The organism is Agrobacterium sp. CCNWLW32 (assembly GCF_037083425.1).
Classification (GTDB): domain Bacteria; phylum Pseudomonadota; class Alphaproteobacteria; order Rhizobiales; family Rhizobiaceae; genus Agrobacterium; species Agrobacterium radiobacter.
In genome coordinates this window covers 1-26,428 of record NZ_JBAOJM010000006.1, presented here as the reverse complement: position 1 = coordinate 26,428, position 26,428 = coordinate 1, and the positions used below count along the sequence as shown (strand labels likewise).

The window sequence follows — 26,428 nt, the reverse complement described above, 5'->3', positions numbered from 1 at the left end:
CACTAAAATACCTACGGTGGCAATAACACCAACTCTGAGTATGTTTCGTTAATAAATTGTGGGTTCCATACGCCTTTTACTTGTATGGGTGCAGATTTATGTGCGGCAAGGCCGCCGGCCTTTCGCTCTCCCTCAAGCGCCGCCATGGTCAGCGCAACCCGGCCGTGGCCAAGAAGGTGGCGGGCAATTGCGGATATGTGCCTTTGCGCAACCTGCCGGTCGTCGCAATGGATGAGGCGCGCGGATGGCAGTCTTCTGGTTGTGGTTTTCAGGAAGACCAGCGGGTGGTGGCGGTTCTCCGCCTCCATCAAGGCCACGATGCAGCCGAGGCGGGCGTGGTCTTCCAGCATGCCGCGCGTTTCGGCGGACAGTATTTCCGGTTTTATGTCCGCAAGCGGGCGGAGCCGCGCACTTGCCGGGCGAAGTGCAGCAAAGGGCAGCGGATAAAAAAGCGTGCAATCGGTCACCGTCGCAAAGCCCAGCCTCTCATTCAGCCTGCAGGCTTCGGGAGAGGGGGTGAGATCGGTGAAGATTTCGTCCTCATTGGATGAGGCCATCTGCAGCATGCGCGGTGCGAACCAGCGGCAGGAAGGCTCCACATACCAGCTGGACAGGTTGACGATGATCGTGCCGGTACCGGGCAGGCGGCTTTTGATCGTCAGTAGCACACCTGCGGCATCGTCGCCCTTCATCAGCAATTGCCCGATCGGACCCAGTTCGCGCCGCTCGTGATGTTCTCTGATGAGCGACAACCCACGCGACCAGAAGGCCTCGCTTTTTTCCGGGAAGCCTTTCGCCAGAAGAGCGACGGCGGCGACGCGGTTTCCGTTGTCGATCGGTACGATTTTCAGGGTCGCTCTCCGCTGGTCTGGCGCCGTTCTGGGCGGGGAGGGATTTTCAACTCCACCGCGCAGTATCGGCTTACGACGATAGATTTACCGTCCAGTTAATCGCAATGGCTGCAGGCGGTTGGAGGCGATCACATTTGCATGAAAGGCGGGCGCGCGCGGTTACGCGCGCCCGCCTCTGTCTTATCCAATCAATAAACCACGACGCCGCGGATGCTTTCGCCCTTATGCATCAGGTCGAAGCCCTTGTTGATGTCTTCGAGCGGCATGGTGTGGGTGATCATCGGGTCGATCTGGATCTTGCCTTCCATGTACCAATCGACGATCTTCGGCACATCCGTGCGGCCGCGCGCACCGCCAAAAGCGGTGCCCATCCAGTTGCGGCCGGTGACGAGCTGGAACGGACGCGTGGAGATTTCCTGGCCGGCGCCGGCAACGCCGATGATGACCGACTTGCCCCAGCCGCGATGCGAGGCTTCCAGCGCCTGGCGCATGACCTTGGTATTGCCGGTGCAGTCGAACGTGTAATCCGCGCCGCCGATCAGGTCGCCATTACGCTTCGTCATGTTGACGAGATAGGGCACGATGTCCTCGCCGACTTCCTTCGGGTTGACGAAATGGGTCATGCCGAACTTCTCGCCCCAGGCCTTGCGGTCGGGGTTGATGTCGACGCCGATGATCATGTCCGCGCCGGCAAGACGCAGGCCCTGCAGAACGTTGAGGCCGATGCCGCCAAGGCCGAAGACGATCGCCGTGGAGCCGATCTCGACCTTGGCGGTGTTAATGACCGCACCGATGCCGGTGGTGACGCCGCAGCCGATGTAACAAACCTTGTCGAAGGGCGCGTCCGGGTTGATCTTGGCCAGCGCGATCTCCGGCAGGACCGTATAGTTCGAGAAGGTCGAGCAGCCCATGTAGTGATGGATCTTGTCCTTGCCGATCGAGAAGCGCGAGGTGCCGTCAGGCATCACGCCCTGGCCCTGGGTGGCGCGGATTGAGGTGCAGAGATTGGTCTTGCGCGAGGTGCAGGAATAGCACTCGCGGCATTCCGGCGTGTAGAGCGGAATGACATGGTCGCCCTTCTTGACCGAGGTGACGCCCGGTCCGACATCCACCACGATGCCCGCGCCTTCATGGCCAAGAATGGCCGGGAACAGGCCTTCCGGATCCGCACCCGACAGGGTGAAATCGTCTGTATGGCAGATGCCGGTCGCCTTGACCTCAACCAGCACTTCGCCGGCGCGGGGGCCTTCGAGTTGAACGGTCATGACCTCAAGCGGTTTTCCGGCCTGAATGGCAACTGCGGCGCGAACGTCCATATCTTATCTCCTGGCATTGTCTTGTGATTGAACAGGGCTGTTTTGCCCGAGCTTGGCTGGAGGGACAAGGGGCAAACCCCGGTTTGTCGCCCCGAAGAAAACTGCATTGCCGAAATCGGCCCCGTCATGCACGGCATGATGGCCACAATTCATACGTTCTAATTTATTAATAAATGAATTAAGCATATGAATTTACAGCATATTTTCAGGTTTTTGTTGGCCTTTGGTTTACGGTTTCCGTGCTAATGACCCCGTGGATTTTAAGAGGTCGGCGAGAACTGCTCCCGAAAAAGCGTTCGCCAATCGACAGGCAATTTTCAGCACCCGGCGGCAGGCCGGATATTTTTTAGCGTGGCAGAAAGCCCGGCGCACCGCTTTTCACAGTGCGCCTTTCCCGCCGCGATGAGCGACATGAGACGGTGTTTTCAGGATGAGCAGGCGGATAAAAAAAACGGCACGGAAAAGGAGCCTTTTTTCGTCGCTCCTTAGAGACCACTCGGGCACCTTCGCCATCATGACCGCGCTGCTGCTGCCGGTCTTCATCATTTTGCTGGGGCTGCTTTTTGAAGGCGGCAGGGCGCTGGCATATTACAACCAGTCCAAGCGGGTCATGGCGATGGCGTGCGAAAGAGCCACCAAGCCCACGCGCACCCATACGTTGCTTGACCGCGTCAGGCGTGACAATGTGGCCGCGGCCTTCGATGCCATGATTCAATCCACCAAGCAAAAGGTCCTCTCGCGCCAGGTGGAGGTGGACTGGACCACGACGAAGATCAAGGCTGAGTTCAGTTACGGTTTGATTTTCTCGGAGATGTTCAATCTCGATAAGCTGAAATATCGCCTAGATGAGTCCTGCGAAGGCATCCCGCCCTATCCCGAGGACGATGCGGTCATCATTGACAATATGTTCGAGAGCAACGCTCTCGGCGTCGAGCGAGTTCTGAAAAACGGCGTCACCAAGGAAACCCCCGGCGGCTGCTGGGGGGTCTATCCATTTTCGGAAATCGGATGGGATGGCGGGACCGGACCCGGCGTCGAGTTGCAGGACTGGAGCAGCCCCTGCTGCCGCCGCAATCACAACTGGCAGGGTTATCCGCCGGGCATGGAGAGCAAGAAACTCAACGGGGCTCCCACCGCGAACGACTTGGCCTGCACGCTGAAGGAGGCCAATAAGGTAAAGACCACCGACAAGAACGAAATTGAAAAGAAGGCGGGCACCGAGCTCTCATTGCCAACCCGTTATGTCATGGAACTCGACAGCGACTGGGGACCGCCTGCGCCCGGCAAGAAAAAAAATATCGAAGCCAATAGCTCGATCTACAAGGATGTCGAGCTTCACCCCGGGATATATAAGATCATGGTTTGGTATAATGGGCGCCGCGCCGTCGAGGACGTCGAAAAAACAAACGGAATCAAGATTTCGCTACAGCAACGGCTCCCCACCCTGAAACCTCAGCAGAAGGTGTGGGAAATGGCTCAGGATAAAAACAATATCGCTTGGACGCCGAGGGATTACAGTTTCAGGGTCAAGGCTTACTCCATCTATCGGGTGACGATCGAGGCTACCGGACTGAGCGACAGCTTCGGCGGCATCATCACGGGCTTCCAGCTTATCTATGTGGATCGAATGGAAGAAGGCTGAGATGAAGTCTTTTCTTTCCCCGCGTCAGGATAAAAGCTGCGGCGACCCGCGCGGATGCCGGTTCACGCATGGGGCATGGTACCGGCTGTTTGGCGACCGAAAGGCGGCAACGGCGGTGGAGACGGCGCTGCTGTTGCCGCTGTTTTTTGCGCTGATTTTCGGGACGCTCGAAATAGGCCTGCTGATGCTCTATTATCTCTATCTCTCTTTTGCCTCGAATGCGGGCATCGAGTATCTCCGAAAGGCGGCGGCGGACGGCAAACCGGCGACCGAGATCGCGTTGCGCAGGGCAATCGCCTCTCATTTCATCGGAGGGACGGACGAAACCAATCTCAAGATTGCCCTTTTGCCGATTCCCGACGACGATATTGCCGAAGCCAAGGTGCCCATACCGATCGTGAACGATTTCCGCCCGCCCGCCGATACCGCCGGGCAGTACATTCTGGCGATCGGTTACAAATGGAATTTTTTGATGCCGACGACGCGTATCCTCGTGCCGGACACGGGGGGCATTCATCAGTTGCGCAGCATTTCCCTGGCGATCACTGCCGTGCGGGTGACCGAATGAAAAAGACGACACGGTTTTTGCGTCTTGCTGGTTTTGGCCGTTGCCGCTCTGGCGCTGCGGCGGTGGAAATGGGGCTTCTGGCACCGCTGCTCGTCCTTATGCTTGCGGTGGTCATTGAGATCGGGCGGGGCTGGCTGAGCTATGACCGGTTCATGACGATCGTCGACAATTCAGCGCGCTGGGCGGCAAGATTTCCTGAATTCGAGGAAAGGGTGCGCACGGGGGTTCCGAGTTTCGTCGTGCTTTCCGGCAGCGGCATTCTCCAGACGGGCAAACTCGACCTGACGTTGAGAAGCGTCAAACTGGTGGATAAGGTCGCCCGGCTGCAATTTCCCGCCCACAATTTTCTGGGCTCCGCCGAAGATGTGCCGTGGGAGAAAACCGTGATTGCCAACGGTTTCGTTGCTCAGGAGGCTGTCATCGTCGTCTCCGGTCGCTACAGCTACCAGCCGCTGATCTCGGTCCTCGCCGATATCACGCTCAAATTCGAATATGTTGCAGCTGTTAACCCGTTCTTTTCCCAGCGATATCCGTACCAGACGGGCAAATCGGATTTCGCAAAGTGGAATCTCAAACGCTCACCATTCAAAGCCGACTGAGCGGCCTCAAAGCGCGTGTGTCTCGTTCCTGTTTCCGCCGAGCCATTCCGCGCAATCCCTCAACGCCCGCGCTGCAATCAGCTGACGTTTCATGATCGTCTTGTCCTTGCCGCGAAAACGCTTCACGCCTTCAGGCTTGACGATCGAGCCCGGCGCCAGTTCCGGGAAGAGGCCGAAATTGATGTTCATCGGCTGGAAGGAACGTTTGCCCGGCTCATCATCGGAGGAGAGGTGGCCGCCGGTGATGTGGTTGAGAAGCGAGCCGAGCGCGGTGGTGGCCGGCGGCAGGCTCGGGGTCTCGCCCTTCTGTTCGGCGGCGGCGAAGCGGCCGGCGAGAAGGCCGACGGAGGCGCTTTCCACGTAACCTTCGCAGCCGGTAATCTGGCCGGCGAAACGCAGGTCCGGCCGGGATTTCAGCTTCAGCGAGCGGTCGAGCAGGATGGGGGAATCGATATAGGTATTGCGGTGCAGGCCGCCGAGGCGGGCGAATTCCGCATTTTCGAGGCCCGGTATCATGCGGAACACATCCGCCTGAACGCCATATTTCAGCTTGGTCTGGAAACCGACCATGTTGTAGAGCGTGCCGAGCGCATTGTCCTGGCGCAGCTGGACGACGGCATAGGCCTTGACGGTGGGGTTATGGGCGTTGGTCAGGCCCATCGGTTTCATCGGGCCGTGGCGCAGTGTCTCGCGGCCGCGTTCGGCCATGATCTCGATCGGCAGGCAGCCGTCGAAATAGGGCGTACCTTCCCATTCCTTGAAACCGACGGTATCGCCGGCGATCAGCGCATCGATGAAGGCGTTATACTGTTCCTCGTTCAGCGGGCAGTTGATGTAATCCTTGCCCGTGCCGCCGGGGCCGACCTTGTCGTAACGCGACTGATACCAGCAGATATCCATGTTGATGCTGTCGCGGTGCACGATGGGGGCGATGGCGTCGAAAAAGGCGAGCGCATCCTCACCCGTCTCGGCCTGAATGGCGGCGGCGAGATCCGGCGAGGTGAGCGGGCCGGTGGCGATGATCGAGTTGCCCCATTCCCTCGGCGGCAGGCCGTTCACCTCTTCGCGCACGATCGTCACCAGGGGGTGACTTTCCAGCTCTTTCGTCACGGCTTCAGAAAACCCGTCTCGGTCGACGGCGAGTGCACCGCCGGCCGGCACCTGGTGTCTGTCGGCGCAGGCCATGATCAGTGAGCCGGCGAGCCGCATTTCCGCATGGATGACGCCGACTGCGTTCGCCGTTGCATCGTCGGAGCGGAAGGAGTTGGAACAGACCAGTTCCGCCAGTGTATCGCCCTTATGCGCGTCCGTGCCGCGCACGCCGCGCATTTCGTGCAGGATGACGGGGACGCCGCTTTGCGCGATCTGCCATGCGGCTTCCGAACCGGCCAGTCCGCCGCCCACGACATGAATGGGAGAAGTGGTCTTGTCTTGCATTTCGGTGTCCATAGGCGGCCGCGGGGCAAAGGCTCCCGTCCGGCGGCTGTCTTTCGAGTGATTGTTCCGCGCGGGTCCCGAAGGACGCTGCATTGTTTGCGGATGCACTAGCATGCATGGCCGGGGCAGCCAAATGTTTTTGGGGTGAGGATTACGACGGAGGGGATGTGGTCTTTATGCTAGCAGGTCGCCCAATGTGATTGGTGACCTCGTCTTCGTCTGGATGTGTAATTTGCTGTGATGGTTGGCAGCGTTTTTTTTGTAGGGGGCCATCTTCCTCCGTCATTCCGGCCTTGAGCCGGAATCCAGCCAGCCCAAGTCTTTGGGCTGAAAGGACTCTTCCCACGGCGCAGACGCGCCGTGACTGGATGCCGGATCAAGTCCGGCATGACGGGAGAGGAGTGTAGCGGAAGAGCAACCGACAAGGAGGGGGCGACACCACATGGCGTGGTGTGCTGATGTCCTTCAACCGCCGACTGGCGAGAATTTCCAGCATATTCCGCCAGAATCAAAAACGGCGCCAGAGGCGCCGCTTTTTTAACCTGTCGCTCGATCGTCGCGCCCTGGAGGTCGGGCAGCGGGACGATCGTTTACGCCTTAGCGGAACGAACGGGCTGCTACGTTACGGATGTCGTAACGGGTCAGGCCGATGTCGCTCAGAGCCTGGTTGGACAGGCTGCCAAGTTCGTTGATCGTGCGGCGGTAGGAGATCCAGTTCTTTGCGATGCGGATGGGGTTCATGGTCGTTTCCTCAATCTATCTCTGTTGATTTCGTCTGCCGGCTCAGTGTTTCTCTGTGCTCTCGGCTGTTGAGGTTTATATATAGACATTGAGCCATGTTGTGCAGTGCAGAATTTAGGCTACTGCCATGCATTTGTGCACTATGTCGGCTAAATTTGCGGCTTTGAATATCATCTGGGCAAAATATGAGCGGAAATGCCTGCGTTTCAGGCAGTTTTGACTGATTTGGCAGCCTTTGGCGGCGCAGGAGAGGCTTTCCGGCGTCAAAAGCAGGCTTGGGAGAGGCTCCAGCGCGATCCAGGTCTGTGCAAATGGTCGGCCCATCGATGCATTTTTCATCTGCCGATGCGGCGAGTGGCTGTGCAGTCGCCCAAAACGAAAAAAGGCCGGAGGCGGAAGCCTCAGGCCTTTTTGGGTAGGTCGTCTCGCATCCGCCGCAATAAGCGGCGGGGCGTATAATTAGATGCCGACGGCGGTGCGGGCGACGCGACGGATGTCCTGACGGCCGATGCCGAGGTCATTCAGTTCGCGGTCGGTCATGCGGCCGAGTTCGGTTACGGTCTGACGATACTTGCGCCAGTTGGTCAGCGAGCGTGTGATGTTCATTTTCATCTTCCTCTTCGTGCTGTTCAGTCTCTACGGCCAGTCTTGGGAGGCTTTGGTCCGGGGCTGAACTCGATCTCTGTATGACCATGAATATAATCGGTTTAATCAAAACAAAAACAGACAAAGCAAGATGTCACCTATGCATTAAACGCAAGGCAAGTGGAGAAATCGACCCGATTGCGGCGATCCGTGCATAATTTGTGACCAATTTGTGTGCTTTTGGTGATCGAATGGGGTTGGGCGTTGCGAATCCGGGAGGCATGGCCGGATACGGGGTGGGCGCGGCGCAGAAGCCTCGAATTGCAGATATGAAGCGGGGGGGCGGCAATCCGGCAATGTCGGTTGCGGGAGAGGCTATATATAATGTCAATGTAGCCGCATAAATATTGCCTGCTTCCCCGCCTGCTTCCATGCGGATGTGCCGCTTGGGGCGGGCCGGCAAGGAGAGGGGGCGGATGCCCCGCGGTTTCCCGTTTCCAGCCCAGAATCGCCCAGTCCGATCCTTGCGCCTCATCCCCTGGCGGCGGCGGCAAATAAGCTTAGGGGGCGGCTGCCTCTCCCCGCCGGCGCGGGCAACAAGAAAAGTCCGGAGGAAACGAAAGGCGGGGGAACGGCGTGCTTGACCCTTTCAGAACATTGTGACATACCGCCGCCCAACGTGCGGGTATGGCGGAATTGGTAGACGCATTGGTTTTAGGTACCAACGCTTCGGCGTGGGAGTTCGAGTCTCTCTACCCGCACCACAAGCAAGGCATGGCTGTGCCACGCTTGCGCCAGAGTGCATCTTTATAAGATGCGGGGAGCTTCGGGGTTCTTTTCTCCCCTTTGGTCTTTGGTCTCCGGTGCAGGCGCAAAGGTGTGCGGCAGGCGCTTGTGTAAAGAAATAAGGGAAGCCACGGCCGGGGAACGAAGTTTCCGGCGCAGTGCTCGAAAGTAAACCAACGGCTGTCTGAGCACCGCCGCCATGATGTGAAGGTTTGAGAAAATGCAGGTTATTGAAACGCTCGCTGAAGGGCTGAAGCGCGAACTCAAGATCGTTATCCCGGCTGCCGACATGAAGGCCCGTCTGGACGAGCGCCTGGTTGACGCCAAGGACAAGGTTCGCATCAACGGTTTCCGTCCCGGCAAGGTGCCGATGGGTCACCTGAAGAAGATGTATGGCAAGTCCATCATGGCCGACCTCGTCAACGAGCTGGTTCGTGAAAAGCCTTCCGAAATCCTTTCCAGCCGCGGCGAGAAGTCTGCTACCCAGCCGGCCATCTCCATGACCGAAGACGAGCAGGAAGCTGAAAAGATCCTGTCGGCCGAATCCGATTTCGAATTCACCGTTGCCTATGAAATCATCCCGGCCATCGAACTGAAGGCCAATGACGGCATCAAGGTTACCCGCGAAGTTGTTGAAGTCTCCGAAGACGAAATCAACGAGCAGATCCTCAAGATCGCCGAAAGCGCCCGCACCTACGAGGCCAAGAAGGGCAAGGCCGCCGATGGCGACCGCGTCACCATGAACTATCTCGGCAAGGTTGACGGCGTTGCCTTCGACGGCGGCGCTGCTGAAGACGCTGAACTGGTTCTCGGTTCTGGCCGCTTCATCCCCGGCTTCGAAGACCAGCTCGTTGGCGTCAAGGCCGGCGACGAAAAGACCATCACCGTGACCTTCCCGGCCGACTACCCGGCTGCGAACCTCGCGGGCAAGGAAGCCAACTTCGACATCACCGTCAAGGAAGTTGCTGCTGCCGCTGCTGTTGAAATCAACGACGAACTGGCCACCAAGCTCGGTCTCGAATCGGCTGAAAAGCTGAAGGAAATCGTCAAGGGCCAGATCGAAAGCCAGTACGGCAACGTCACCCGCCAGAAGGTCAAGCGTCAGATCCTCGACCAGCTGGACGAGATGTACAAGTTCGACACGCCGGCTGGCCTCGTCGACGCCGAGTTCGATAACATCTGGCGCCAGATCAACACCGATCTCGCCCAGTCCGGCAAGACCTTCGCTGACGAAGACACGACCGAAGAAGAAGCCCGCGAAGAATATCGCAAGCTTGCTGAGCGTCGCGTTCGTCTCGGCCTCGTTCTCTCCGAAATCGGCGAAAAGGCCGGCGTTGAAGTGACCGAAGAAGAAATGCAGCGCGCGCTGTTCCAGCAGCTGCAGCAGTTCCCCGGCCAGCAGAAGGAAATCCTCGATTTCTTCCGCAACACCCCCGGCGCTTCCGCTTCGCTGCGCGCTCCGATCTTCGAAGAGAAGGTCATTGACAAGCTGCTCTCCGAAATCTCGGTAACGGACAAGACCGTTTCCAAGGAAGAGCTGCTGGCTGACGACGGCGAAGAAGAAACGGAAACCAAGAAGAAGGCTCCGGCCAAGAAAAAGGCTGCTGCCAAGGCTGACGCCGCCGCTGAAGGCGAAGAAGCCGCTCCGAAGAAGAAGGCTCCGGCCAAGAAGAAGGCCGCCGAAGGCGACGCCGAATAATCTTCTTCGGTGCAAGCTGATTGAACAAAGGGCCGCGGCGAAAGCTGCGGCCTTTTTGTTTGGGCGCCGGTTTTCTGGCAGTATTGCTCGCCCGGTTTCGGGCTTTTGACATCGTTGCGTCATTCTGAATCATTATCGTTAGAGACCGTGGCCGCCGAACCGGAAATATAGGCACCATCGCCACGACGCCGGGGAATGTTGAAGGGTCGTGTTATGGGTGTCAGAAACTGTTTGATCGAGGGTGTTTCCGGCACCGGTAAAACCTCGGTGGCAACCGAACTCCAGCGACGTGGCTATCATGTCATCCACGGCGACCGTGAACTTGCCTACAAAGGTGATCCTGAAACAGGCGAACCGGTCGATCTCTCGCTGTTTCAAGGGGATGGGGATATTATCTACCGTCATCGGCATCATATTTGGGATGTCAAAAAAGTGCAGGCGCTGGTGACTGATCGACGTCACGCGATCACGTTCTTCTGCGGCGGCTCAAGGAACTTTGGGCGTTTTATAGACCGCTTCGATCAGGTCTTCGTTCTGGATATCGACGTCGCGATCTTGCGAAGACGGTTGATGGAGAGGCCTGAGGACGAGTTCGGCGGAAAGGCGGCCGAACGCGAATTTGTCTTGCAACTCCATGCGACGAAAGAAGACCTTCCCGCCAATGCAACGGTCATTGATTCATCGAGGCCTTTAGACGTGGTGATTGATGACATCCTGACCCGCTGCGTTGGACCGACCTCAGGAAATGAGCAGCACGGGGATTCTTCGTTTTGATCACAATGCGGTGCAGCATGATTTTTTGCTGCATCTGCTCTTGTTCATCTCCCGTTCATCTGGCACCCTGCGCAGCATGATTTGCCCCGGTCGCTGAACGCGGCCGCTCGGGTACTGTGCGCCGCTTTTATGCGGCCTCATCGCTGCCAAACCATTGGCCTTGAGCTTTTACCGTGCCTGCCGGGTCTTCCGGCGCGCCCTTAATCTGCCAGGGGACAAGTATGTCGCTCCGAACGGGTTCTGCCCTTGTATTGTCGTTCTTTACCGCCGCCACGGCCGCTCATGCCGATGAGGCCGGGCTGATCTGGAAACCGGTCAAGAATTCCGATCGCTCCTACACGGCGCGCATCGGCGCCAAGCTGCCGGTCGATACGCCGATCCGGGCGGGGCTGGAAATGGGCATGAATGCCTCGAGGACGGGGCAGGTGGTGGATACGCCGGTTCGGCTGTGGGGTAATGTCACGCTGCTGGCGGAACAGCTGCCCGGTGTCTCGCTTGCACGCGATGTCGGTGTCATCGTCAATGCATTGACGGGGTCGAGCAGCCTCTCCATGACATCACAGCAGAAGCGCATCGTCACGCCGGAACTGGATATCGAGGCGAACCGCAATTTCACCGTGCGTTACGACGGCACGGCGCAGCAATGGAACGGTCTTGATGTGTCGCAGTCGTTGCGCCTGTCCCGCTCGGAAACCGGCACGGCCTTCGTGCTGACGGGGGCGAGCCGCAACAGCTTCAACGAGTTCAGCAGCGGCGTGGCGGTGGAGCAGAAGATCGGCGATAATCTGACGGTGCGCGGAACGCTTGACCAGGGTTTTGCGGATCATTTCCGGCCGGGGGTGAGTGCGCGGTATAGTATTCGCTGGTGAGGGGGGCGGGCTGCTTGGGCCGGGATCATCTCTGGACAAGAGGAAAGATGCAGGTGAATGTCTCTCTTCCGTCATGCCGGACCTGATCCGGCATCCAGCCACGGCGCGTCTGCGCCTTGAGGCGAGTCTTTTCAGCCCAAGGACTTGGGCTGGCTGGACCCCGGATCAAGTCCGGGGTGACGAGGAGAGGAGGCTACGACCTTACCACAAGCGCCCGTATGGCGTTGTGCCGTTCCGCTGAATACTCTCTCAATCCTTCTTGATCTCACCCATGCGGTTCCACGCATCCAGCCCGGCAATCTTGTAGGCTTCCGCGAGCGTGGGGTAATTGAACGTATTCTCCACGAAATATTCCACCGTGCCTTTGAGATTCAGCACCGCCTGGCCGATATGCACCAGTTCCGTTGCGCCTTCGCCGACGATGTGGACGCCGAGCAGGCGGCGGGTTTTCAGCGAGAAGATCATCTTCAAGAGCCCGCTGTCGAGACCCATGATGTGGCCGCGGGAGGTTTCGCGGAAATGGGCGATGCCGCATTCATAGGGAATGGCGCGTTCGATGACTTCTTCTTCCGTCAGGCCGCAGGTGGAGATTTCAGGCACGGCATAGATGCCGTAGGGGAAGAATTGCGGCGGTTCGCCGGCCGGTGCACCGACGGCATGGCGGGCGGCGATGCGGCCCTGTTCCATGGACGTGGATGCAAGGCTCGGGAAACCGATGATGTCGCCGGCGGCATAGATGTTCGGCACCGAGGTCTGGAAGGTCTCGGGATCGACCTTCAGGCGGCCGCGGCTGTCGGCCTCCAGCCCGCAGGCCGAAAGGTTGAGCGTATCGGTAGCGCCGACGCGGCCGGCGGCAAACAGCACCGTCTCGGCCTTGAGGACGCGACCATTGCCGAGCGAGACGAGGCATTTGCCGCTGTCGTCACGCTCCACCTTTTCCGCCTTCTGCCCGAAGATCAGCTTCATGTTGCGGTCGCGCAGCTGATAGGCGAAATCCTCGACGATTTCCTTGTCGATGAATTCCAGCATCGTTTCGCGCGGCTCCACCACCGTCACCTGCGTGTCGAGCGCGCTGAAGATGGTGGCGTATTCGATGCCGATGACGCCGGCGCCGACAACGATCATCGAGCGCGGCAGTTCCTTGATCTCGAGAATCTCGTCCGAATCGAGCACCGCTTCGCCATCGAAGGGAATATGCGGCGGCCGGTAGGGGCGGGTGCCAATGGTCAGCAGGATGGATGTCGCGGTAACGGTCATGATCTCACCATCGCTTTTCACCACCTTCATGGTGTTGGCGTCGATGAAGCTTGCCGTGCCGCGAATGTGCTGGACGCGGTTGCGGGCGAACTGGTGCTCCAGCACTTCCACTTCGTGATCCAGCGTGATGAGCAGGCGGCGGCGCAGGTCTTCGGCGTCGATCTCCTGCTTGACACGATAGGCGCGCCCGTAAAAACCGCGCTCGCGCCAGCCGGTGAGGTTGAGCGCCGTTTCGCGCAGGGTCTTCGAAGGGATGGTGCCGGTGTGCACCGAAACGCCGCCGACGCGGCTGCCCTTCTCGATGACCAGAACCTTCTTTTCGAGCTTGGCGGCCTGAATGGCGGCCCGTCTTCCCGCCGGACCGCTGCCGACAACAATCAGATCGAACTGGTGCATGAAAAACCCCGGAACAGAATTATTGCAATGACCGGATGTCGCATCCGGCATGGCGTCGCCGCGAAATGGTCGTGATGCCATTTTGATGATGGGGAGTGATTCCCCCTTCAGCCTTGCCCGCAAGAGTGCAATGCAACAAACGCCTGCGTCAATCTGTAGCGTAAGAATCTGACGGATTCGTAACTGGGGGGTGAGGTTTCAGGAGGTTGTGCGATTCTTAGTGGCGCGGAGGTGCGTGGAGCTTACCCCCCTCTGCCCTGCCGGGCATCTCCCCCTCAAGGGGGGAGATCGGCAAGAGGCTCTTTTACTGCTCCATTCTCAAGCGTTGAGATGGGCGAGGCCTTGCCGCAGATCGATCTCCCCCCTTGAGGGGGAGATGCCCGGCAGGGCAGAGGGGGGGTAAGCTCCACGCACCTCCCTTCACTCCTGAAAAAGCCTCAAAAACCCAACAGCTTCATCCCGCCCAGCGTTGCCGGTCGGGGATACCCAGCGTGCGTCGGGCGATTGCCCGGCTGCGCTTTGGTTGGGGTTGGTGTGGGTCGGATGCGTTGCGCAGCCGGGTCTTTCACCATGCCGTATTTCGCAAAGGGCCGTGCACCGCCTGTTGCGAAATGGTCCTTTCCACGAACGTTGCCAGCGTTCCCACCACAGGACCGTCCCTTGGTTTCCGCCACGTCTGGCAGCCACCCGGCAGGACTGCGTTCACTCTAACAGCGCGCCGCGGAGCGGGGAAAAGCGGGGACGATTTTTTCCGGCTTCAGTCTTCTTTGCGGGTAACGTGACGGTGGAGCGCGGCAAGGTCCTGGCGGAGCGCCGCCAGTTCGGCCAGCACTTTCACATCGATCTTTTCATGCAGGGAAAGAACCTCGAGCTCGGCCTTCAGGTTCACCTCATAATCCTTGGCGGCCTCAAAACGGTCGCGGGCGGCCTGTCGGTTCTGCGACATCATGATGATCGGCGCCTGAATGGCGGCCAGCATGGAGAGCAGCAGGTTGAGGAAGATGAAGGGATAGGGGTCGAAGGCGCGCGTCGTCAGCACGATGGTGTTGACGATGGCCCAGACCACCAGGAAAAAGCAGAAGCTGAGGATGAAACCCCAGGAGCCGCCGACCTTGGCGATATTGTCGGCCAGCCTGTCGCCGAGGCTGGCGCCGGCGGAAAATTCCGCGTTGATGTCGCTCGAAACCAGCTTTTTCTGGTGCGAGAGTTCGAGAATACGCTGCTCCACCTCGCCGATTTCGCGGGAGGAGCGCTTGAAGTGCGAAACGATATAGTCGGAGATATCTGACACGGTGTTTCTCCGGTTCTGATGGGGCGATGCGGATGTTTCCCGAGATAAACCCGCATGGCGGTGGAATTCAAACGATTTCCACCACCATGCGGTTCAGGCGTCCCCGCCGAAAACCATCAGACCGACGGCGCGCCCTCATGCAGCCAGTTGAAACCGGGGAAGAAGCGCTCGCGGCCATATTGCTGGCCGAACATCATGTCGAACTGCAGCAGGCGGTAATCGCGCACCACGTCGGGAATGGAATTGGGCGCGATCGACCAGTCGGGCAGGGCCTTGCCGTCGGTCGCCACCAGCATATGCCGGTCGATGACGGAGAAGGCCTTCTGCACCTCGCCGAGCGTGCCGGTATAGAAGGGATCGGAGAAGCCGGCCGTCTTCAGCACATGATAGGGCAGAAGCGCCGGGCTGATGGTGCCGATATTCTTGCGCACGCCCTTCTTGGAGGACCAGACGACGAGCGGTGTCTCGTGTTCCTTCTTCATCACCTCCAGCGGCGCACGGCGGCTTGCCACCATGCCCGGCATGTAACCGCTTTCCACGAAGGTCTGGCCGAGCGGCGGCAGGTGATCGCCGAAGAGGACGATGATGGTTTCACGGTCGCGTTTTTTTGCCCAGCGCATCAGTTTCAGCAGCGCTTCATCGGCTTCCGCCACCCCTTGCGAATAGGTGGCAAGCGCCTGCGAGGCGGAGGCGGAGAGATCACCTTCGACGCCGATGGTGTTTTCGGCGTAACGGGTGGCCTCGTAAGGACCGTGTCCCTGCAGGGTGACGGCGAAGAGGAAAAGCGGGTTCTGCGTCCGGTCCGCCGTCGCCATGATCTCATCCATCAGCGCATCGTCGGAGGCGAAGTTGCCGCGTTTTTCCATGGCCGGCAGCGTCTCTTCCGAGCGGAATTCCTCGAAGCCGAAATTCCTGTAGACCTGCTTGCGGTTCCAGAACCATTCCTGGAACGGATGCATGGCGATGGCGGAATAGCCTTCGCCGCGGAAGAAACTGGCGAGCGAGGGCACAGGGCGGCGAATATATTGCTGGTAGGGAATGCTGCCATAGGGCAGGAAGGCGTTGGAAAAGCCGGTCAGCGCCTCGAATTCCACATTCGCCGTCATGCCGCCGAACTCGGGCGAAAAGACGTTGCCCGACTGTTTGGCGCGGATGGTCGGCATCGGATCGGCCGAGAGCTTCACGTTTTCGAGCCGCGCCGGGTCCCAGAGCGATTCGCTCATCAGCATGATGACGTCAGGGTAGTCGCCCTTGTTGGCGGCGAAGGCGGCGGGTTCGGACGTCAGGTCGGCGATGCTGTTTTCACCGTAACCCTGTGGCGCCGAGACATTGGCCATCGGAATATTGAAGGCGAAGGCCATCAGGAAGCCGTTGTGGCGGTAGTTTTCCTGCTGATCCCACATCATGGGTATGATGTTGAGACGGTCACGTGCCCAGGAATAGTGCGAATAGTCCATCAGCGAGGCAAGACTGGCAAGAAGCGGCAGCGCCAGCGCGAGACCAGCCGCGCGTTCACGCCAGCGCAGGACGGGCGAATGGCGGCGCGCCAGCAGCCATAGCGCCACAAGTGCCGCAATGGCGGCGCAGATGCCAAGCCCGAGCAGCACGGCCGTCAAGGGCTGTGCTTTCAGCATGGTCGGCAGAAGCTCGAGGATCTGCCGGCCGAACAGCAGGTCGGAGGGGTAAAGCGGATCGGAAAGATAGGTCTGTTTCTGCGCGGAGATCAGCCCGGTCATCGCGCAGAGCGGTGCAATGGCGATCAGCGACAGGTAACGCCGGCCAAGGATGGCATCCAGCGCCACGAGAAGGGCGAGCACGGCGGCAATGGTGGTCATGCCGGGGCGTGCGGATGAGGTGAGGAAAGCACCGACATCCGTGAGCGAACCGCGGGCGATCCACTCCAGCACCACAACGAGCACAACGGATGCGACCGTCAGATTGGCAAGCGTATAGGCCGTGCCCGAAAGCTTCGAAAGGCTCCTAATCCCTGCAGGCGAAAAGACAAAACCAGCCTTTTCGGAAGCCGTTGTTTTTGGCGCCGAATGTCTCAAACCCATACTCCGGTATTTCAGGCGGCACGGCCGATCCGGGGAGGTGAATCGGGTGTCGCAAAAGTGTCATGTAACTGTCACATAAGCGCGATGAACGCGACATGAACTTTGCGCAGCCTGGCCGGTGCGGCGATAACCTTAGCGTGAACGCGCGCGCCCGATGCGTAACGGGCGCCGCCATGCAATTGCCGCGTTGCGGAGCGGGCACGGGCGCGGTATTGAAAAGCCATGAGCGACAGACACGATATCCAGAACCATCTCCGGATTGCCGTCGGGCAGTTCAATCCCACTGTTGGCGACGTGGCGGGCAATCTCGCCAAGGCGCGCGAGGCTAGGGCCGATGCGGCAACGCAGGGCGCAGACCTTCTGCTTCTGACCGAACTCTTCATTTCAGGCTATCCGCCTGAAGATCTGGTGCTGAAGCCGGCTTTCCTGAAAGCATGCCTGAAAGCGGTGGAAGAACTGGCGGCGGAGACCGCCGATGGCGGACCGGGCGTCGTTATCGGTTTTCCGCGACAGGGCGAGACGGGACGACACAATTCCGTGGCGCTTCTGGATGGCGGCAAGATCATCGCGCTGCGCGACAAGATAGACCTGCCGAATTACGGTGAATTCGACGAAAAACGTGTTTTCTCCGAGGGTTCGATTTCCGGTCCCTATAATTTCCGTGGGGTCAGGATCGGTATTCCGATCTGCGAGGAAATCTGGAACGATATGGGTGTCTGCGAGACGCTCTCCGAAAGCGGGGCGGAAATCCTGCTGGTGCCGAACGGTTCGCCCTATTATCGCGGCAAGCTGGATGTGCGCCATCAGGTGGCGCTCAGGCAGGTGATCGAAAGCGGCCTGCCGCTCGTTTTCGCCAACCAGCTGGGCGGGCAGGACGAGCTGGTATTCGATGGCGCAAGCTTCGGTTTCAATGCCGACAAGACGCTTGCCTTCCAGATGAGCCAGTTCGAGGCCACACTTGCCGTCACCGACTGGAAACGCATGGCAGATGGCTGGCGCTGCGAAAGCGGGCCTTTCTCGAAGATTCCCGAAGGTGAGGAAGCGGATTACCGCGCCTGCATGCTGGGCTTCCGTGATTACGTCAACAAGAACGGCTTCAAGAGCGTGGTTCTCGGCCTTTCCGGCGGCATCGATTCGGCGATCTGTGCCGCCCTTGCCGTCGATGCGCTGGGCGAGGAGCGGGTGCGCTGCATCATGCTGCCTTACCGTTATACCTCGGAAGAATCGCTGAAGGACGCGGCCGATTGCGCCAGGGCGCTGGGCTGCCGCTACGATATCGTGCCGATCGTGGAACCGGTGGAAGGGTTCCTCTCGGCGCTGTCCGATCTCTTCGAGGGCACGGAAGAGGGCATTACCGAGGAAAACCTGCAGAGCCGCACGCGCGGCACCATCCTGATGGCCGTCTCGAACAAGTTCGGCTCGATGGTGGTGACGACGGGCAACAAGTCTGAGATGTCAGTGGGTTACGCCACGCTCTACGGCGACATGAATGGCGGTTTCAACCCCATCAAGGACCTCTACAAGATGCAGGTCTATGCCATTTCCAGCTGGCGCAACGCCCATGTTCCGCCGGGTGCTCTCGGCCCTTCCGGCGAGGTGATCCCCGCCAATATCATTTCCAAGGCCCCGTCGGCCGAATTGCGTCCCAACCAGACCGACCAGGATTCGCTGCCGCCCTATCCGGTGCTCGACGATATTCTGGAATGCCTTGTCGAGAAGGAAATGTCGGTCGAGGAGATTCTCGCACGCGGCCATGATGTGGCCACCGTGCACCGGGTGGAGCATCTGCTTTATCTCGCCGAATACAAGCGCCGGCAATCGGCTCCGGGTGTTAAGATCACCAAGAAGAACTTCGGCCGTGACCGGCGTTATCCGATCACCAACCGGTTCCGGGATCGGTGATTGAGGGCGCGCGCCATTGATTTCTGGCGGGTGAGTTAAGTGCCTTTCTCCGTCATCCTCGCCCTTGAGGCGAGGATCCATGCGCGGTTGAGATTGTGGGTCCTCGGGTCAAGCCCGAGGATGACGTCGCGTGTGAGGAGCTTTTTGACAACGCATAAACGGCGCGGAGAACACCCCGCGCCGCTCGCTCATCTCAAATAACCTGCCCCACATCGATACGGTTGCCATCGGGGTCTTCAAAGACGAAGGCGCGCAGGCCGTAATCCTTGTCCTGCAGGCCCTTGATGATGCGCAAGCCCTGGCTCTTGCAGAGCGCGTGCAGCGCATCGACATCGCTCACCATCATATGGGCCACGTTGAAGGGCGCTGCCTTGTGCGTGGGCTGCAATGTCAGATGCAGCTCGGCATTGCCCTGTTTCAGGATCATGAAGCCGACGGGGTTGCCGTTTTCGAAGGTCTTTTCAAAGCCCAGCACGCCAACGTAAAAATCATGGGCCGTTTCGATATTTTTGACAGGAAGCATTGCGGCGATCCGGCCGAAGCGGATGCCGTGATCGGCGATGGTATTCATCGCGGAACCTCGGATCTGGGAGAAACGGGAAGCGGCGCGGACGGTGCCGGAGCGCTGGCGTTTTTTCCGGTTTGAATTTGCAGGACGGTGCCTGCCGCCCTAGGATCATAATCGAGGCGATGGCGGATGCAAACGGAATGTCTGCATTGCCCAGCGCTTTGAACGAGAACACGGACACGCCCGGGAGGCAGAATGCGCAGTTCCATCGAAATCTTCAACATCCGCACCCGGCAGATGCGTGTGGTGTGGCAGACGCCTGATCTCTTTGAAGCGCCGAACTGGTCGCCGGATGGGAAATATCTGCTGTTGAACAGCGAAGGCCTGCTTTATCGCCTGTCTCTTTCCGGTGATATTGCGCCGGAAAAGGTCGATACCGGCTTTGCCACGCTGTGCAATAACGATCACGGCATTTCGCCTGACGGGTCACTCTATGCCATTTCCGACAAGGTGGAATTCGGCAAGAGCGCCATCTATCTCATGGCCTCCGTGGGCGGCGCGCCACGGCTGATGACGAAAAACCTTCCCTCCTACTGGCATGGCTGGTCGCCGGACGGGAAGAGCTTCGCCTATTGCGGCATTCGCGATCAGGTCTTCGATATCTACTCCATGGATATAGAAAGCGGCGTCGAGACGCGGTTGACCCATGGCGAAGGTCGCAATGACGGGCCGGATTATTCGCCTGACGGTGCGTGGATCTATTTCAATTCCAGCCGCACCGGGCGGATGCAGATCTGGCGCGTACGGGTGGATGGCTCCGCCGTCGAGCGCATCACCGACAGCCCCTATGGCGACTGGTTTCCGCACCCGTCTCCGAAGGGAGACAAGGTGGTGTTCGTCTCCTATGACGGCGACGTTTTCGACCATCCGCGCGATCTTGATGTGCGGGTGCGGCTGATGGGTATGGATGGTGGTAATGCCGAGACGCTGTTTGAGCTTTTCGGCGGGCAGGGAACGATGAACTCGCCTAACTGGTCACCTGAGGGGGACGAGTTCGCCTATGTCAGGTATTTCCCGGTGTAATGGGGGAGGCAGGCCACATTGCCGCACCACCGGCAGAATACTTGCATTCGCAAACTTTTTTGCCCATAGCTTCCTTTGTCAGGTGCCCGCCCTTGCGGCGGGAGAATCGGGAATCCGGTGAAAGCCCGGAACGTGCCCAGCGCTGTGAGGCGGACGCTCTTTTTTAGAAGCCACTGAAGCAATTCGGGAAGGCGAAAAGGGCGGATGAAGCCAAGTCAGAAGACCGGCCTGACGGGATAGACCGAACCGCGCGGACGGCGGCAGGTTGTTGTCGAGGTGGGGTGTATGTTTGCGCCCGGCCTTCGCATTGTTGGGGATAAACGATGCCAGCCGATCCGTCCGTGAGCAATCCGCCCGGCGCCAGTTCTTTCGATCATGCGCTGTCACCCGCCCGCCCGTTTTCCGGTGAGGAGCGCGAGGCGATTTACCGCGCCATTGAAACCCGTCGTGACGTGCGCGATCAGTTCCTGTCCGATCCGCTGCCGGATGATCTGGTGGAGCGTCTCCTGAAGGCGGCCCATTCGGCACCCTCGGTCGGTTTCATGCAGCCGTGGAATTTTACCCTCATCACCGATGGCGCGATCCGTCAGGCGGCCTTTGTGGCCTTCAGCCGCGCCAATGAGGAGGCGGCGGCGATGTTCGAGGGCGAGCAACAGGCTCTCTACCGGAGCTTGAAACTTGAAGGCATCCGCAAGGCCCCGCTCAGCATCTGCGTCACCTGCGATCCCACGCGCGGCGGCAAGGTGGTGCTGGGCCGCACCCATAATCCGCGCACGGATGTCTATTCCACCGTCTGCGCCATCCAGAATCTCTGGCTCGCAGCCCGCGCCGAAGGCATCGGCGTCGGCTGGGTCAGCATTTTCCACGATAGCGACATTCGCACCATTCTCGGTATTCCCGACCACATCGAAATCGTCGCCTGGCTCTGCGTCGGCCGTGTCGATGCGCTCTATACCGAGCCGGAACTGGCGGTGAAAGGCTGGCGGCAGCGCGTGCCGTTGGAGGAGCTTGTGTTCCGCAACCGCTGGGGCGGGGTGTAAGACAGATAAAAGTTCTGCGAGGGAAGCGGGGCGTTGCTGCTTGTTCTTCTCCCCGGCGGGGAGAAGATGGCCCGAAGGGTCAGATGAGGGGGCAAGCTCTCAGCATATCTCTACCGTAGCCCTCTCATCCCGCTGCCGCGGACTGAAGAAACAAGCGGCGTCCGCTCGCTCCACGACGGCTTCACTGCTGCGGCTGTATACCCTTCAATGCCGGGTTCTTCAGGTCGATCCGGCCTGTCTGGTCCGGCAGAAATTTGGGGCCAATGACGCGCACTTTCGTATCGTTCGGGTCATAGTCGCGTTCGGGAACGGGTTGTTCCGGCGGCTTGGCGGCCTGCTGCTGCTCGGCGGGTTTGGGGGCGGCCTTGTCACCTTGCGGTGAGGGGATTTTCGTGATGCCGGAATAGGGCGTTTCGGATTCCGGCCGGGAGGCTTCTTCCTGCTTCTGCATTTCTTCGTGATAGGCGGCCATGTTGCAGGCGCAGCCCGGCGCTTTCGCCGGGGCGTTCCTGTAGGCGAAGGCGGTCGGCAGGTCCCTGTAAGGTTTTCCGGTTTCCGCAGACACCATGTCGGCGGTTTCCTGATCCGTCATGGAGTGGAAATAAAGTTCCGTCTCCGTCCCCGGACACATTTTCTGGCATTGCTCGGCCTGGGCGCGGAAATCGAGCGGCGAGGCATTGGCGGCGATGGGGAAGAACGAGCCGTCGCAGGTGCGCACGCACAGTGTGCGAAGCCCGCCTTCAGCGGCGGCGTTGGGGTAGGGGGAAAGCCCCGCCTGTCCCGGCTCACCGCCATTCTGCCGGAAGGCGTCGGGGTAACGCGTCACATCGGAAGGCGACGGCAGCTGCGCTTCCGTCTGCGGTGCGGTGCCGCAGCCATTTGCATCGAGGGCGGCGAGGATACGCTGGCGCCTGATATCGCCATCGTTGTCACGCACGGCCGCCATGGCGTCGTCGCGATCACGGATGATGGCGTCGCGTTCGTTTTCCGCTTCCGCCAGCGCATCGCCGATCTCGGCGCAGACACCGGCATTGGGATTGCCGTAGACGATGACGCTGCCAGACGAGCAGCCATAGCCGCGCAGGTCGTTCCTGATCTTGCGAATGACGATGTTCTGGCGGGCGAGCGCATTGGCGTAACGCCGCACCTCGGCCGTATTGCCGATGACGCGTGGCGGCTCACGCAACTGCGCATAAAGCGTATCGCAGACCTGATCCGCGAAAGCGGTGGCCGGAGCAATGAAAACAAGGGGAAGCAGGAGGCCGATGATGCGGCTGCGCCGGGTCAATTGTGCGATCCGTTCGATGTCCCCGACCGGTGGCAGGGGCGTTATACTTCACGAAATCCGTGTTTCAGGAAGATAACATAAGCTGTTGCCGCAATGCGGCAACAGCTTGTTCAAAATTGCGTTAATGCGGCCTCTATCACACCGAAGGATGCGAGGCCTGCACCACGGCAAACGCCGCCATGTTGACGACGCCGCGCGAGGTGACGCTGGGCGACAGGATATGGGCGGGCAGGGCGCTGCCGAGCAGGATCGGGCCGACATGCAGGCCTTCCGTCAGCGTGCGGGTGACGCCGAGCGTGATGTTGGCGGCATCGAGGTTCGGGAAGACCAGAAGGTTCGCCTCGCCCGTCAGCACGCTGTTCGGCATCGCGCGCTTGCGCAGCGCTTCCGAAAGTGCGGAGCCGCCCTGCATTTCGCCGTCCACTTCCAGTTCCGGTGCTGCCGCCTGCACGATCTTCAGGGCGCGGCGCATCTTGCGGGCGCTTTCGGAATCGCGCGAGCCGAAATTGGAATGGCTGGCGAGTGCGATCTTCGGCGTGATGCCGAAACGGCGGATTTCCTTGGCCGCGAGAATGGCCATCTCAGCCACTTCCTCTGACGTCGGGTCGTTGTTGACGAAGGTGTCGGTGAGGAACAGCGCACCCTGCTGGGTGATGAGCAGGCTGAGACCCGCAAAGGAACGCACGCCTTCCTGCTTGCCGATGATCTGGTTCACGTCGCGCAGGTGCCGGTCATAACGGCCTTCGAGACCGCAGATCAGCGCATCCGCCTCGCCACGCTTCACCGAAAGCGCGCCGATGACGGTCGTGTTGGTACGCACGATGGTACGCGCCGCTTCCGGGTTGATGCCGGCGCGGCCGACAAGGGCGAAATAATCATCGACATAATCGCGGTAACGCGGATCGTCTTCCGGGTTGACCACGGCAAAATCCGTATGCGGACGGATGCGCAGGCCGAAGCGCTTCAGGCGCGTCTCGATGATCTGCGGGCGGCCGATGAGGATCGGGATGCCGGTGCCTTCTTCCAAGAGCACCTGGGCGGCGCGCAGCACGCGCTCGTCTTCGCCTTCGGCAAAGATGATGCGCTTCTTTTCGGCGGCTTTCGCGGCATTGAAGACCGGCTTCATGATGAAGCCGGAGCGCCAGACGAAACGGTTCAGCTGGTCGAAATAGGCTTCGAAATCGGTGATCGGCCGGGCGGCGACGCCGCTCGCGGCCGCTGCACGGGCGACAGCCGGTGCGATGCGCAGGATGAGGCGCGGATCGAAAGGCGAGGGAATGAGATAGTTCGGGCCGAAGACCGGTGTTTCACCGCTATAGGCTTTTGCCGCGACTTCCGAGACTTCCTCACGCGCAAGCTCGGCGATGGCCTGCACGGCGGCCATCTTCATTTCCTCGTTGATCGTGGTTGCGCCGCAATCCAGCGCGCCGCGGAAGATATAGGGGAAGCACAATACGTTGTTGACCTGGTTCGGGAAGTCCGAACGGCCGGTGCAGATCATCGCATCCGGGCGGGCCGCACGCGCCGCTTCCGGCATGATTTCCGGATTGGGGTTGGCAAGCGCCAGGATCAGCGGGTTTTCCGCCATGCGCTCCAGCAGTTCCGGCTTCAGAACACCGGCGGCCGAAAGGCCGAGGAAGACGTCGGCGCCGTCGATGGTTTCGGCCAGCACACGCTTGTCGGTCTTCTGGGCGTAAACTTCCTTCCACTCGTCCATCAGCTCGTTGCGGCCATCGTAAACGAGGCCTTCGATGTCGTGGACCCAGATGTTTTCCTTCTTCGCGCCCATGGCGACCAGCAGGTTGAGGCAGGCAAGCGCCGCAGCACCCGCGCCTGACGCGACGATCTTGACGCTTGAGAGCGACTTTCCGGCCAGTTCCAGAGCGTTGGTGACAGCGGCGGCGACGATGATCGCGGTGCCATGCTGGTCATCATGGAAAACCGGGATATTCATTTTTTCGCGCAGCTGGCGTTCCACCTCGAAACATTCCGGCGCCTTGATGTCTTCAAGGTTGATGCCGCCGAAGGTGGGCTCCAGCGCTGCGATGGTGGAAACCATGTCGTTGATGCCGGGCGCATCGATTTCGATGTCGAAGACGTCGATACCGGCGAATTTCTTGAAGAGAACGGCCTTGCCTTCCATCACGGGCTTGGAGGCGAGCGGGCCGATATTGCCAAGTCCGAGAACCGCCGTGCCGTTGGAAATGACCGCGACGAGGTTGGCGCGGGCGGTATATTCCGCTGCCATTTCCGGATTTTCATGGATGGCGAGGCAGGGGGCGGCGACGCCGGGTGAATAGGCAAGCGCCAGATCGCGCTGGTTGCCGAGCGGCTTGGTGGCCTGGATTTCCAGCTTGCCGGGGCGCGGGTAGCGGTGGAAAAAGAGCGCCTGTTCCTCGATGTCGGCCTTTGCCGTGTTGGCGGGCGTGTTGTTCTTATCGTGAGAGGTCATTCTTCCACCGTCATGTCTGGTTCAATTCCGGCCCCCTGAATACAACAAACTTTCCCATGGTACAGCCGTTATTTACCGCCCCCTTATGCAAATGCGGCCATGGCTTATTCGCGTTTTCGTGAAGGTCTTCGTCATATTCCCTATAAAAACCGGCGTTTGTCATGTTGCTGCAACACGAGTCTGGTTCTGAGAGGTAAGAAAGCCGCAGGGACGCAACCGAACAGGGGGATGAAATCCGTGGCCGGTCAAATCGAAACCAGACAGTTCAGAACGCTTTTCATTTCGGATGTTCATCTCGGCTCCAAGGCGGCCAAGACGGACTATCTGCTCGACTTCCTGAAATATCACGAGGCCGAGACGATCATCCTCGTCGGCGACATCGTCGACGGCTGGCGCCTGCGCCGCAGCTGGTACTGGCCGCAGGGCTGCAACGACGTGGTGCAGAAGCTTCTGCGCAAGGCCCGCAAGGGAACCCGCATCGTCTATATTCCCGGCAATCACGATGAATTCCTGCGGGAATTTCCGGGCATGCATTTCGGCGGCATCGAAGTGGCCGAGCGCATGATCCACGAGGCGGCCGACGGCAAGAAATATCTCATCATCCATGGCGACGAGTTCGACGTGGTGGTGCGCAACGCCCGCCTGCTCGCCTATCTCGGCGACTGGGCCTATGACGCTGCGATCGCGCTCAACATCGTCATCGCCGCCGTGCGCCGCCGCATCGGCCTGCCTTACTGGTCGTTCTCGGCCTGGGCCAAGCTGCAGGTCAAGCACGCCGTCAACTTCATCGGCGAATTCCAGCGCGTGGTGGCTGACGAGGCGCGCCGCAACAATGTCGACGGCGTCATCTGTGGACACATTCACCATGCTGTCATGGAAGACATGGACGGCATTCGTTACATCAACACCGGCGACTGGGTGGAAAGCTGCACGGCGATTGCCGAAAATGCCGATGGCAGCTTCGAGTTGATCACCTGGATGCAGACAAGCGACGTTATCGTCGAACAGGCATCGGATGAGATGGAGCCGGTGGATATTCCGGGGCTGATCGGGAAACACGCGGCCTGATTGGGACATGCCAACCTTTGCCGCGACGGCGCGTTTCGTTGGGGATGCGCTGGCTGGGTGATGCGGGCTAAGGCGATGGCGTGATCTCGCCGATGTTGCCTACATACTCCGAATAGCTTGTTTTCTTCATCCTCGGGCTTGACCCACTGCTGTCCGGTTTAAATTTGGTGGACATGGCGCACGGTGTTGATTCTACTCGTATTCGAGCGTTTGGCGACG

The 26,428-nt window shown here is 59.7% G+C and carries 21 protein-coding genes, 1 tRNA gene and 1 riboswitch; of the genes, 11 read left to right on the top strand and 11 right to left on the bottom strand.

The window, feature by feature from the left end; all coding sequences use genetic code 11:
- Positions 1 to 11 precede the first annotated feature (11 nt).
- The gene (locus V6R85_RS14615; RefSeq protein ID WP_162695529.1) at positions 12 to 752 is read right to left on the bottom strand and encodes a DUF922 domain-containing Zn-dependent protease; all 741 of its coding nucleotides are present in this window, start codon (positions 750 to 752) and stop codon (positions 12 to 14) included.
- 287 nt (positions 753 to 1,039) lie between these two features.
- Complete coding sequence (locus tag V6R85_RS14610) at positions 1,040 to 2,167, bottom strand: S-(hydroxymethyl)glutathione dehydrogenase/class III alcohol dehydrogenase (RefSeq protein ID WP_003503003.1); 1,128 nt, start codon at positions 2,165 to 2,167, stop codon at positions 1,040 to 1,042.
- Between the two features lie 514 nt (positions 2,168 to 2,681).
- On the opposite strand from V6R85_RS14610, the gene V6R85_RS14605 reads away from it, so the two are divergent.
- The 3 genes from V6R85_RS14605 to V6R85_RS14595 all read left to right on the top strand — a co-directional run bounded on the left by V6R85_RS14605 (position 2,682) and on the right by V6R85_RS14595 (position 4,976).
- Positions 2,682 to 3,809, top strand: coding sequence for a pilus assembly protein (locus V6R85_RS14605; RefSeq protein WP_111834448.1), 1,128 nt, complete (start codon positions 2,682 to 2,684; stop codon positions 3,807 to 3,809).
- A 115-nt stretch (positions 3,810 to 3,924) separates the two neighbouring features.
- Entirely contained in the window at positions 3,925 to 4,377 is a 453-nt protein-coding gene (locus V6R85_RS14600; RefSeq protein WP_336377075.1) for a TadE/TadG family type IV pilus assembly protein, read from the top strand.
- Positions 4,374 to 4,976 carry a TadE/TadG family type IV pilus assembly protein gene (locus V6R85_RS14595; RefSeq protein WP_111834446.1) on the top strand — a complete coding sequence of 201 codons (603 nt, stop codon included), beginning with the start codon at positions 4,374 to 4,376 and terminating at the stop codon, positions 4,974 to 4,976. Before V6R85_RS14600 ends, V6R85_RS14595 begins: the two co-directional genes overlap by 4 nt.
- Positions 4,977 to 4,982: 6 nt before the next feature.
- On the opposite strand, the gene trmFO is transcribed toward V6R85_RS14595, so the two are convergent.
- The 3 genes from trmFO to V6R85_RS14580 form a co-directional block, all read right to left on the bottom strand.
- The gene (gene trmFO / locus V6R85_RS14590; RefSeq protein ID WP_162695528.1) at positions 4,983 to 6,425 is read right to left on the bottom strand and encodes a methylenetetrahydrofolate--tRNA-(uracil(54)-C(5))-methyltransferase (FADH(2)-oxidizing) TrmFO; all 1,443 of its coding nucleotides are present in this window, start codon (positions 6,423 to 6,425) and stop codon (positions 4,983 to 4,985) included.
- Positions 6,426 to 7,010: 585 nt separating this feature from the next.
- Positions 7,011 to 7,154 carry a DUF1127 domain-containing protein gene (locus tag V6R85_RS14585; RefSeq protein WP_003495735.1) on the bottom strand — a complete coding sequence of 48 codons (144 nt, stop codon included), beginning with the start codon at positions 7,152 to 7,154 and terminating at the stop codon, positions 7,011 to 7,013.
- A 459-nt stretch (positions 7,155 to 7,613) separates the two neighbouring features.
- Positions 7,614 to 7,760 (bottom strand): DUF1127 domain-containing protein, encoded by a 147-nt coding sequence (locus V6R85_RS14580; protein ID WP_003502992.1) that lies wholly within the window; start codon positions 7,758 to 7,760, stop codon positions 7,614 to 7,616.
- A gap of 660 nt (positions 7,761 to 8,420) precedes the next feature.
- Here V6R85_RS14580 and V6R85_RS14575 point away from each other — a divergent pair.
- From V6R85_RS14575 to V6R85_RS14560, 4 genes are all read left to right on the top strand, one after another.
- A tRNA-Leu gene (locus V6R85_RS14575) sits at positions 8,421 to 8,503 on the top strand.
- A 242-nt stretch (positions 8,504 to 8,745) separates the two neighbouring features.
- Positions 8,746 to 10,224, top strand: a complete 1,479-nt coding sequence (gene tig / locus V6R85_RS14570) for a trigger factor (RefSeq protein ID WP_060725748.1) — start codon at positions 8,746 to 8,748, stop codon at positions 10,222 to 10,224.
- Between the two features lie 213 nt (positions 10,225 to 10,437).
- Positions 10,438 to 10,998: a nucleoside kinase gene (locus V6R85_RS14565; RefSeq protein WP_111834443.1), complete on the top strand. Its 561-nt coding sequence runs from the start codon at positions 10,438 to 10,440 to the stop codon at positions 10,996 to 10,998.
- A gap of 221 nt (positions 10,999 to 11,219) precedes the next feature.
- A complete protein-coding gene (locus V6R85_RS14560; RefSeq protein ID WP_111834442.1) occupies positions 11,220 to 11,867 on the top strand; it encodes a hypothetical protein in 648 nt (215 codons plus the stop codon).
- Positions 11,868 to 12,116: 249 nt separating this feature from the next.
- On the opposite strand, the gene sthA is transcribed toward V6R85_RS14560, so the two are convergent.
- The 3 genes from sthA to V6R85_RS14545 form a co-directional block, all read right to left on the bottom strand.
- On the bottom strand, positions 12,117 to 13,520 hold the full coding sequence (sthA, locus tag V6R85_RS14555; protein ID WP_111834537.1) for a Si-specific NAD(P)(+) transhydrogenase: 1,404 nt from the start codon (positions 13,518 to 13,520) through the stop codon (positions 12,117 to 12,119).
- Positions 13,521 to 14,277: 757 nt separating this feature from the next.
- Entirely contained in the window at positions 14,278 to 14,811 is a 534-nt protein-coding gene (locus V6R85_RS14550; protein ID WP_003502984.1) for a DUF1003 domain-containing protein, read from the bottom strand.
- Between the two features lie 116 nt (positions 14,812 to 14,927).
- Positions 14,928 to 16,868: an LTA synthase family protein gene (locus V6R85_RS14545; RefSeq protein ID WP_161974078.1), complete on the bottom strand. Its 1,941-nt coding sequence runs from the start codon at positions 16,866 to 16,868 to the stop codon at positions 14,928 to 14,930.
- 222 nt (positions 16,869 to 17,090) lie between these two features.
- On the opposite strand from V6R85_RS14545, the gene V6R85_RS14540 reads away from it, so the two are divergent.
- Positions 17,091 to 18,770, top strand: a complete 1,680-nt coding sequence (locus V6R85_RS14540; protein ID WP_111834441.1) for an NAD+ synthase — start codon at positions 17,091 to 17,093, stop codon at positions 18,768 to 18,770.
- 193 nt (positions 18,771 to 18,963) lie between these two features.
- Here V6R85_RS14540 and V6R85_RS14535 read toward each other — a convergent pair whose 3' ends face one another.
- Positions 18,964 to 19,341, bottom strand: coding sequence for a glyoxalase superfamily protein (locus V6R85_RS14535; RefSeq protein WP_020012695.1), 378 nt, complete (start codon positions 19,339 to 19,341; stop codon positions 18,964 to 18,966).
- Positions 19,342 to 19,533: 192 nt separating this feature from the next.
- Between V6R85_RS14535 and V6R85_RS14530 the strand changes: the two genes are divergently transcribed.
- Positions 19,534 to 20,361 carry a TolB family protein gene (locus V6R85_RS14530; RefSeq protein WP_111834440.1) on the top strand — a complete coding sequence of 276 codons (828 nt, stop codon included), beginning with the start codon at positions 19,534 to 19,536 and terminating at the stop codon, positions 20,359 to 20,361.
- Between the two features lie 63 nt (positions 20,362 to 20,424).
- A riboswitch (cobalamin riboswitch) is annotated at positions 20,425 to 20,607 on the top strand.
- Positions 20,608 to 20,684: 77 nt separating this feature from the next.
- Positions 20,685 to 21,401, top strand: a complete 717-nt coding sequence (bluB, locus tag V6R85_RS14525) for a 5,6-dimethylbenzimidazole synthase (protein ID WP_003502978.1) — start codon at positions 20,685 to 20,687, stop codon at positions 21,399 to 21,401.
- Positions 21,402 to 21,582: 181 nt separating this feature from the next.
- On the opposite strand, the gene V6R85_RS14520 is transcribed toward bluB, so the two are convergent.
- Complete coding sequence (locus tag V6R85_RS14520; RefSeq protein ID WP_162695527.1) at positions 21,583 to 22,689, bottom strand: DUF2865 domain-containing protein; 1,107 nt, start codon at positions 22,687 to 22,689, stop codon at positions 21,583 to 21,585.
- Between the two features lie 136 nt (positions 22,690 to 22,825).
- Complete coding sequence (locus tag V6R85_RS14515) at positions 22,826 to 25,141, bottom strand: NADP-dependent malic enzyme (RefSeq protein ID WP_003502976.1); 2,316 nt, start codon at positions 25,139 to 25,141, stop codon at positions 22,826 to 22,828.
- A gap of 228 nt (positions 25,142 to 25,369) precedes the next feature.
- Between V6R85_RS14515 and V6R85_RS14510 the strand changes: the two genes are divergently transcribed.
- Entirely contained in the window at positions 25,370 to 26,209 is an 840-nt protein-coding gene (locus tag V6R85_RS14510; RefSeq protein ID WP_060725756.1) for a UDP-2,3-diacylglucosamine diphosphatase, read from the top strand.
- The last annotated feature ends 219 nt before the right edge of the window (positions 26,210 to 26,428 follow it).

Bases quoted from the DNA above. Each gene is read 5' to 3' on its own strand.
- V6R85_RS14515 (WP_003502976.1), bottom strand. From the start codon at position 25,141: ATGACCTCTCACGATAAGAACAACACGCCCGCCAACACGGCAAAGGCC.
- V6R85_RS14510 (WP_060725756.1), top strand. From the start codon at position 25,370: ATGAAATCCGTGGCCGGTCAAATCGAAACCAGACAGTTCAGAACGCTT.
- V6R85_RS14540 (WP_111834441.1), top strand. From the start codon at position 17,091: ATGAGCGACAGACACGATATCCAGAACCATCTCCGGATTGCCGTCGGG.
- trmFO (WP_162695528.1), bottom strand. From the start codon at position 6,425: ATGGACACCGAAATGCAAGACAAGACCACTTCTCCCATTCATGTCGTG.
- V6R85_RS14565 (WP_111834443.1), top strand. From the start codon at position 10,438: ATGGGTGTCAGAAACTGTTTGATCGAGGGTGTTTCCGGCACCGGTAAA.
- tig (WP_060725748.1), top strand. From the start codon at position 8,746: ATGCAGGTTATTGAAACGCTCGCTGAAGGGCTGAAGCGCGAACTCAAG.
- V6R85_RS14545 (WP_161974078.1), bottom strand. From the start codon at position 16,868: ATGGGTTTGAGACATTCGGCGCCAAAAACAACGGCTTCCGAAAAGGCT.
- V6R85_RS14580 (WP_003502992.1), bottom strand. From the start codon at position 7,760: ATGAACATCACACGCTCGCTGACCAACTGGCGCAAGTATCGTCAGACC.
- bluB (WP_003502978.1), top strand. From the start codon at position 20,685: ATGCCAGCCGATCCGTCCGTGAGCAATCCGCCCGGCGCCAGTTCTTTC.
- V6R85_RS14595 (WP_111834446.1), top strand. From the start codon at position 4,374: ATGAAAAAGACGACACGGTTTTTGCGTCTTGCTGGTTTTGGCCGTTGC.
- V6R85_RS14610 (WP_003503003.1), bottom strand. From the start codon at position 2,167: ATGGACGTTCGCGCCGCAGTTGCCATTCAGGCCGGAAAACCGCTTGAG.
- V6R85_RS14585 (WP_003495735.1), bottom strand. From the start codon at position 7,154: ATGAACCCCATCCGCATCGCAAAGAACTGGATCTCCTACCGCCGCACG.
- V6R85_RS14605 (WP_111834448.1), top strand. From the start codon at position 2,682: ATGACCGCGCTGCTGCTGCCGGTCTTCATCATTTTGCTGGGGCTGCTT.
- V6R85_RS14535 (WP_020012695.1), bottom strand. From the start codon at position 19,341: ATGAATACCATCGCCGATCACGGCATCCGCTTCGGCCGGATCGCCGCA.
- V6R85_RS14560 (WP_111834442.1), top strand. From the start codon at position 11,220: ATGTCGCTCCGAACGGGTTCTGCCCTTGTATTGTCGTTCTTTACCGCC.
- sthA (WP_111834537.1), bottom strand. From the start codon at position 13,520: ATGCACCAGTTCGATCTGATTGTTGTCGGCAGCGGTCCGGCGGGAAGA.
- V6R85_RS14530 (WP_111834440.1), top strand. From the start codon at position 19,534: ATGCGCAGTTCCATCGAAATCTTCAACATCCGCACCCGGCAGATGCGT.